Raw genomic sequence first — 5150 nt, 5'->3', positions numbered from 1 at the left:
GGGTTTGTTTTTGTGAATGATGAAAGAAAGAAGGGGGCGTTTCAAAATGGGGTTTTTATCTATTTTGCATTGTTGGGTCAGGGCTTACCTGACACCAACAATATACTCACAAAATGAACTTAAAATAAATTAACGTAAAAATGCCGGTTGCTGTTTTTCATATGCAGAAATATTACTTTCATGCTGCAACGTCAGGCCAATACTGTCCAAACCATTAATCATACAATGGCGGCGGAAGCTGTCTATTTCAAAAGAATAACTATTGCCACCGGCATTCACTGTTTGCTGTTCCAAATCAACAATAAACTCGATGCCTTCATTATCGTTAACCAATTGGAATAAGGTATCGATATCTGCTTCGCTTAAGGTCACCGGTAATAATTGGTTATTAAACGAGTTACCGTAAAATATATCAGCGAAACTAGGGGCAATAACCACTTTAAAACCGAAGTCGGTCAATGCCCACGGCGCGTGTTCCCGTGAGGAGCCACAACCGAAATTCTCACGCGCTAACAAAATGGTTGCACCCAGATAGCGGGGTTGGTTCAGCACAAATTCAGGGTTTGGCACTTTGCCTGCGTCGTCGAGAAAACGCCAATCGTTAAACAAGTGTTGGCCAAAGCCAGTGCGCGTCACTTTTTGTAAAAATTGTTTTGGGATAATCGCGTCGGTATCGACGTTTGCCGCATCCAACGGAGCAACCAAACCCGTGTGTTGAGTAAATTTAGCCATAATGGTGTCTCCGGTTAGTGGGTGGCGGCTTCTAAGGCGCGAACATCAGCAAAATGACCACTGACAGCGGCGGCGGCGGCCATTGCCGGGCTAACCAAATGTGTGCGGCCACCACGGCCCTGACGGCCTTCAAAGTTACGGTTGCTGGTGGAGGCACAACGCTCTCCGGGTTCCAGACGGTCGTTGTTCATCGCCAAACACATGGAACAACCAGGCAAACGCCACTCAAAACCGGCCTCGATAAAGATCTTATCCAAACCTTCCGCTTCAGCCTGTGCTTTTACCGGGCCTGAGCCGGGTACCACAATAGCTTGCACGCCAGTCGCGACTTTACGACCTTGAGCCACCGCTGCTGCGGCACGCAAATCTTCAATGCGTGAGTTAGTGCAGGAACCGATAAAGACTTTATCAATGGCTACCTCGGTCAACTTAATGCCGGGGCGCAAATCCATATATGCCAACGCTTTTTCCGCCGAGGCACGTTCAACGGGATCACTGAAGGACTCAGGAGCAGGAATCATGTCATTAACCGCAATGACCTGGCCCGGGTTGGTGCCCCAAGTGACTTGTGGCGCGATGTCGGCGGCATCCAGGGTGACGATAGTGTCAAATTTAGCATCAGCATCAGATTTCAAGGTGCGCCAGTAGGCCACGCCTTGTTCCCACTGCTCGCCAGTTGGGGCGAACTGACGACCTTTCAGGTAGTCGAAAGTGGTGTCATCCGGGGCGACTAAACCGGCTTTAGCACCCATCTCGATCGCCATATTACATAATGTCATCCGGCCTTCCATGCTCAGCGCTGCAATCGCGCTGCCACAGAACTCCACCACATGGCCGGTGCCGCCCGCGCTGCCGGTTTTGCCGATAATCGCCAAGACGATGTCTTTGGCGGTAATCCCTGCACCGACAGTACCGTTAACTTCGATTTTCATGGTTTTGGCTCGGCCCTGTTTCAGGGTCTGGGTTGCCAGCACATGCTCAACTTCTGAAGTGCCGATACCGAAGGCCAATGAGCCGAATGCACCATGGGTCGCGGTATGTGAGTCACCACAGACGATAGTCATGCCCGGTAAAGTCATACCTTGTTCAGGGCCAATCACATGGACGATGCCTTGGAACGGATGATTCAGGTCATATAAAGAGACACCGAACTCAGCACAGTTCTTAATCAGCTCCTGCATCTGGATCCGCGCCATTTCGCCGCTGGCATTGATATCTTTGGTTTGGGTTGAAACGTTGTGGTCCATCGTGGCAAAGGTTTTACCCGGCTGACGCACCGGACGACCCATGGCGCGCAAACCATCAAAGGCTTGCGGCGAAGTAACTTCATGCACCAGATGGCGGTCGATGTACAACAATGGGGTTTCATTTGGCGCTTCGTAAACGATGTGCGCATCGTACAATTTTTGATATAAAGTCTTGTTTTGATATAACGTCTTACCCATTTTACACCCCCTCCATCACGAATTTAGCGATAACATCGCCCATTTCGTTGGTACCGATGGCTTTACCTTCGCCGGCCAAATCAGCCGTGCGATAGCCTTGTTCCAATGCCTGGTTGATCGCATGCTCAATAGCATCGGCGGCCTTGTCTTTACCTAAACTGAAACGCAACAGCAGAGTTAATGACAAAATCTGGGCAATTGGGTTGGCGATATTTTTGCCCGCGATATCGGGTGCGGAGCCACCTGCGGGTTCGTATAAACCGAAACCTTGTTCGTTCAGGCTGGCCGACGGCAACATCCCCATTGAACCCGTTATCATGGCGCACTCATCAGACAAAATATCGCCAAACAAGTTAGAACACAGCAATACATCAAACTGGGAAGGGTCTTTGATCAACTGCATGGTGGCGTTATCGATATACATATGGGACAACGCAACATCTGGGTAATCGGCCGCAATGGCAGTTACCACTTCACGCCACAGAATAGAGCTTTGCAACACATTGGCTTTATCAATAGAAGTAACTTTGCCACGACGTTTACGCGCAGATTCAAAGGCAATACGGGCAATACGTTCAATCTCAAAGCGATGATAAACTTCGGTATCAAAAGCACGCTCGTGCTGGCCTTGGCCTTCACGGCCTTTGGGTTGGCCGAAGTAGATACCACCGGTTAATTCACGCACACACAGAATATCAAAACCTTTGGCGGCAATATCGCTGCGCAATGGGCAGAAGTCTTCTAACCCTTGATACAACCGCGCCGGGCGCAAGTTGCTGAATAATTTGAAGTGCTTGCGCAAAGGCAACAACGCACCACGCTCGGGTTGTTCCGCCGGTGGCAAATGTTCCCATTTCGGGCCGCCTACCGAGCCAAACAAGATAGCATCAGCCTGCTCACATCCGCTGACTGTCGCTGCCGGTAACGGGCTGCCGTGACGGTCGATGGCTGCACCACCTACATCATAAACGCTGGTTGAAATCTTGATGCCGAAACGTTGACGCACCGCATCCAATACTTTATTTGCCTGAGCCATTACTTCAGGGCCAATACCGTCTCCGGGCAAAACGGCAATATGATAAGTCTTAGTCATGTTCACACCATTTCCTGATTATTTTGTTGCAAGCGCTGCTTCTCAATCTCTACCTGATGAGCGCGCCAGATGTTATTTAATACGTGAACCAACGCTTTAGCGGATGACTCGACAATATCTGTTGCCAGACCCACGCCGTGGAAGCGGCGGCCTTTATGGTCAACCACGATATCAACCTGACCCAATGCGTCTTTACCCTGACCGTTGGCAGACAGTTGATATTTCACCAGTTCGATCTCATAACCGGTAATGCGATTGATGGCCTGATACACCGCATCAACCGGGCCATTACCTGTGGCCGCTTCTGATTTAATATCTTCGCCACAGACCAATTTCACGGATGCTGTTGCCATTACGCTGGAACCCGACTGCACGCTGAAATAGTCTAAACGGTAGTGTTCCGGCTCTTCCTGTTGTTTATTAATGAAGGCTAACGCTTCTAAATCGTAATCAAATACCTGGCCCTTTTTATCTGCCAGCTTCAGGAATGCGTCGTACAAAGAGTCCAAATTGTAATCTTTATCCTGATAACCCATCTCTTCCATACGGTGTTTGACCGCCGCGCGACCAGAACGGGAGGTCAGGTTCAACTGCACTTCTTTCAGGCCAATGGATTGTGGTGTCATGATTTCGTAGTTTTCACGATTTTTCAGCACGCCATCCTGATGAATACCGGATGAGTGAGCGAAAGCATTACTACCGACAATGGCTTTGTTAGCGGGTATTGGCATATTGCATAACTTACTGACCAACTGGCTGGTGCGGTAAATCTCTTGATGATTGATATTGGTATGCACGCCCAACATCTTTTCACGCACTTTGATAGCCATGATCACTTCTTCCAGTGAACAGTTACCTGCGCGTTCGCCCAAACCATTAATCGTGCCTTCTACCTGACGCGCACCGGCTTGTACTGCGGTGATGGAGTTGGCAACGGACATGCCCAAATCGTCATGGCAATGCACTGATATAATGGCTTTATCAATATTTGGCACCCGCTCATACAAGTCGGTGATAATTCCGCCGAATTGATAAGGAGTGGTGTAACCGACAGTATCAGGGATATTGATGGTAGTCGCGCCGGCATTAATCGCAGCTTCTACGATGCGGCACAGGTTATCAATAGGGGTACGGCCAGCATCTTCACAAGAGAATTCAACATCATTGGTATAGTTGCGAGCGCGTTTCACCGAGTGCACTGCCATCGCCAACACATCATCAAATGAGCGCTTTAATTTGGATTCGATATGTAAGGTGGATGTCGCCAAAAACACATGAATACGGAAGGCTTCAGCAATACGTAAAGCTTCGGCGGCGACATCAATATCTTTGTCTACACAGCGAGCCAGAGCACACACACGGCTGTTTTTGACTTGCTGAGCGATGGTGCGCACTGACTCAAAATCGCCAGGGGAGGAAACCGGGAAACCGACTTCCATTACATCGACACCCATTCTTTCCAGTGCAAGCGCGATTTGCAGCTTCTCTTTAACACTCAGGCTGGCTTGCAATGCTTGTTCACCGTCGCGCAATGTTGTATCGAAAATAATGACTTGTTGGCTCATGGGTTGTTCCTTGTCGTGTTTACATTTGCGCTTAGCGGGTAAAAAAAAACCCGCGCATTTGCGCGGGCTTGTTAATCTTGATGACTGAATCAGTTCTGATTTCCGTCCACCAACATACCGCGCAAGTGAGATGCGTTAAGTAGTAGGCTTAGTAGGCGGGTTGAGTAGAACATAATTTTTCAGTTTCTCATTGGTTAAAATAGTGCGTTGCCTAAATTGATACGTGAATTTTGTGGTCATGTCAACTTTTGTTTAAAATGGCGTGTTCAACTGGTTGCACGGGTTATCAATTCCTTATGACGACACAAAAAACCT

Annotated in this window: 4 protein-coding genes; all 4 read right to left on the bottom strand. The window is 48.9% G+C overall.

Features of this window, described 5'->3' with window-relative positions; genetic code table 11:
- Positions 1-129: 129 nt before the first annotated feature.
- Genes leuD through leuA form a run of 4 tightly spaced genes read right to left on the bottom strand, consistent with a single transcriptional unit; the run spans position 130 to position 4835 of the window.
- Entirely contained in the window at positions 130-732 is a 603-nt protein-coding gene (gene leuD, locus V1952_RS19950) for a 3-isopropylmalate dehydratase small subunit (protein WP_083160554.1), read from the bottom strand.
- Between the two features lie 14 nt (positions 733-746).
- Entirely contained in the window at positions 747-2177 is a 1431-nt protein-coding gene (gene leuC / locus V1952_RS19945; RefSeq protein ID WP_372557995.1) for a 3-isopropylmalate dehydratase large subunit, read from the bottom strand.
- 1 nt (position 2178) lies between these two features.
- The gene (gene leuB, locus V1952_RS19940; protein ID WP_372557996.1) at positions 2179-3270 is read right to left on the bottom strand and encodes a 3-isopropylmalate dehydrogenase; all 1092 of its coding nucleotides are present in this window, start codon (positions 3268-3270) and stop codon (positions 2179-2181) included.
- Positions 3271-3272: 2 nt separating this feature from the next.
- Complete coding sequence (gene leuA, locus V1952_RS19935; protein ID WP_372557997.1) at positions 3273-4835, bottom strand: 2-isopropylmalate synthase; 1563 nt, start codon at positions 4833-4835, stop codon at positions 3273-3275.
- Between the last annotated feature and the right edge of the window lie 315 nt (positions 4836-5150).

Origin of the sequence: Yersinia sp. 2542 StPb PI, assembly GCF_048593855.1 — a bacterium.
Taxonomy (GTDB): Bacteria; Pseudomonadota; Gammaproteobacteria; order Enterobacterales; family Enterobacteriaceae; genus Yersinia; species Yersinia enterocolitica_E.
The sequence above is the reverse complement of the archived record's forward strand: the minus strand, read 5'-3'. Positions and strand labels throughout refer to the sequence as shown.

Coding starts and splice junctions, on each gene's coding strand:
- leuD (WP_083160554.1), bottom strand. CDS start 732: ATGGCTAAATTTACTCAACACACGGGTTTGGTTGCTCCGTTGGATGCG.
- leuC (WP_372557995.1), bottom strand. CDS start 2,177: ATGGGTAAGACGTTATATCAAAACAAGACTTTATATCAAAAATTGTAC.
- leuB (WP_372557996.1), bottom strand. CDS start 3,270: ATGACTAAGACTTATCATATTGCCGTTTTGCCCGGAGACGGTATTGGC.
- leuA (WP_372557997.1), bottom strand. CDS start 4,835: ATGAGCCAACAAGTCATTATTTTCGATACAACATTGCGCGACGGTGAA.